Here is a 2405-nt window from a genome sequence, read left to right as displayed (position 1 = left end):
AAGCTGAGGCTACCGCACTCGTTGACGCTGAAGCTGAAGCTACCGCGCTTGTTGAGGCTGAGGCTGAGGCTACTGCGCTAGTCGATGCTGAAGCTGAGGCTACCGCACTCGTTGACGCTGAAGCTGAGGCTACCGCACTTGTTGACGCTGAAGCTGAAGCTACTGCACTAGTAGACGCTGAGGCACTTGCTACCGCACTCGTTGACGCTGAAGCTGAGGCTACCGCACTTGTAGAGGCTGAAGCTGAGGCTACTGCACTTGTTGACGCTGAGGCTGAAGCCACCGCACTTGTTGATGCTGAAGCTGAAGCTACTGCACTTGTTGACGCTGAGGCTGAAGCCACCGCACTTGTTGACGCTGAAGCTGAAGCTACCGCGCTTGTTGAGGCTGAGGCTGAGGCTACTGCGCTAGTCGATGCTGAAGCTGAGGCTACCGCACTCGTTGACGCTGAAGCTGAAGCCACCGCACTCGTTGACGCTGAAGCTGAAGCCACCGCACTTGTAGAGGCTGAAGCTGAGGCTACCGCACTCGTTGACGCTGAAGCTGAAGCCACCGCACTTGTTGACGCTGAAGCTGAGGCTACCGCACTCGTTGACGCTGAAGCTGAAGCCACTGCACTAGTCGATGCTGAGGCACTTGCTACCGCACTTGTTGACGCTGAAGCTGAAGCCACTGCGCTAGTCGATGCTGAAGCTGAAGCCACTGCACTAGTCGATGCTGAAGCTGAAGCCACCGCACTTGTTGACGCTGAGGCTGAAGCTACTGCACTCGTTGACGCTGAAGCTGAAGCCACTGCACTAGTCGATGCTGAGGCTGAAGCCACCGCGCTAGTCGATGCTGAGGCTGAAGCTACCGCACTTGTTGAGGCTGAAACTGAAGCCACTGCACTCGTTGACGCTGAAGCTGAAGCCACTGCACTAGTCGATGCTGAGGCTGAAGCTACCGCACTTGTTGAGGCTGAAGCTGAAGCCACTGCACTCGTTGACGCTGAAGCTGAAGCCACTGCACTAGTCGATGCTGAGGCTGAAGCTACCGCACTTGTTGACGCTGAAGCTGAGGCTACCGCACTTGTTGACGCTGAAGCTGAAGCCACTGCGCTAGTCGATGCTGAGGCACTTGCCACCGCACTCGTTGACGCTGAAGCTGAAGCTACCGCACTTGTTGACGCTGAAGCTGAAGCTACCGCACTAGTAGACGCTGAAGCTGAAGCCACTGCACTAGTAGATGCTGAGGCTGAAGCCACCGCACTGGTTGACGCTGAAGCTGAAGCCACTGCGCTAGTAGATGCTGAGGCGCTTGCTACCGCGCTTGTTGACGCTGAAGCTGAAGCTACTGCACTAGTAGATGCTGAAGCACTTGCCACCGCACTTGTTGACGCTGACGCTGAAGCCACCGCACTTGTTGATGCTGAGGCTGAAGCCACCGCACTAGTAGATGCTGAAGCTGAAGCTACTGCACTTGTTGAGGCTGAAGCTGAAGCTACTGCACTTGTTGACGCTGAAGCTGAAGCCACTGCACTTGTTGATGCTGAGGCGCTTGCTACTGCACTAGTAGATGCTGAAGCACTTGCCACCGCACTTGTTGACGCTGAAGCTGAAGCCACTGCACTAGTAGATGCTGAAGCCGAGGCTACTGCACTAGTTGATGCTGAGGCGCTTGCTACCGCACTTGTTGACGCTGAAGCTGAGGCTACCGCGCTAGTCGATGCTGACGCTGAGGCTACCGCACTTGTTGAGGCTGAAGCTGAAGCTACTGCACTTGTTGACGCTGAAGCTGAGGCTACTGCACTTGTTGACGCTGAAGCTGAAGCCACCGCACTAGTCGATGCTGAGGCTGAAGCTACTGCGCTGGTTGACGCTGAAGCTGAAGCCACCGCACTTGTTGACGCTGAAGCTGAAGCCACTGCACTTGTTGACGCTGAAGCTGAGGCTACCGCGCTAGTTGAAGCCGATGCACTTGCTACCGCGCTTGTTGACGCTGAGGCGCTTGCTACTGCACTAGTAGAGGCTGAAGCTGAAGCCACCGCACTAGTCGATGCTGAGGCTGAAGCTACCGCACTCGTTGAGGCTGAAGCTGAGGCGACTGCACTTGTCGATGCTGAAGCTGAAGCCACCGCACTTGTTGACGCTGAAGCTGAGGCTACCGCACTTGTCGATGCTGAGGCGCTTGCTACTGCACTAGTAGATGCTGAAGCTGAGGCTACCGCGCTTGTTGACGCTGAAGCACTTGCTACTGCGCTAGTCGATGCTGAAGCTGAGGCTACCGCACTTGTTGAAGCCGATGCTGAGGCACTTTGACTTGCACTTGTCGACGCAGACACTGATGCACGGTAATCAGAGTCAGATATATCTGGCGTTACCGTATTCACCGTTCCATCTTTATAAGTGATGGTCACCGTTCCATTT

The 2405-nt window shown here is 55.7% G+C and carries 1 protein-coding gene; it reads left to right on the top strand.

The features are described 5' to 3' along the window. The coding region (locus tag PAN06_RS13865; RefSeq protein WP_269796619.1) for a hypothetical protein at nt 1-2297 on the top strand (2297 nt) is incomplete at its 5' end. Nucleotides 2298-2405 lie beyond the last annotated feature (108 nt).

It is taken from the genome of Streptococcus sp. SM3 (genome assembly GCF_027497875.1).
This window is presented reverse-complemented; position numbering and strand designations above follow the sequence as displayed.